Genomic DNA, 468 nt, shown 5'->3' with positions numbered 1-468 from the left:
TAATATTGACATAAAACTCTCCCTCTTTGACATCTCATGCCAAAGATAGTCTTCAGGATGTACTGATTTATATGAAATCTTTCCTTTACAGTGTTGCATCAACTTGACTGATCTTCAACATGCTTGGTTGATGGATCGCTGAAATCTGATTAGTGAGCTTCAGATAGGGGAATAGCCCCTAGCTTACCTCTTAGATATAAAAATGCATCCTTAGGTAATGACTTGGTAAATATATCTGTATTTTTTTCTTTAGTATTCACAAATTCCAATCTTACCTCTTTATCTTGTACCAATTCTCTCATAAAATGGTATTTTATAGAAATGTGCTTGGTTTTGGTATGAATTATAGGATTCTTTGATATATTAATTACACTGGTGTTATCACATAATATAACCTCTAGATCCTTGATTTCAATATTCATACCTACCAATAGTTGCTTGAACCAAATAACATTTGAACAATTAGCT

At 32.1% G+C, this 468-nt stretch carries 1 protein-coding gene; it reads right to left on the bottom strand.

The window, feature by feature from the left end; genetic code table 11:
* Window positions 1-149 precede the first annotated feature (149 nt).
* Window positions 150-468 (bottom strand): Ty1/Copia family ribonuclease HI (locus CHM34_RS19495; protein ID WP_169713835.1); only part of this gene is annotated, 319 nt, incomplete at its 5' end.

Source organism: Paludifilum halophilum, assembly GCF_002245355.1.
Taxonomy (GTDB): Bacteria; Bacillota; Bacilli; order Thermoactinomycetales; family DSM-45169; genus Paludifilum; species Paludifilum halophilum.
Note: the sequence above shows the minus strand (reverse complement) of the source record. Positions and strands in the feature narration are given on the sequence as shown.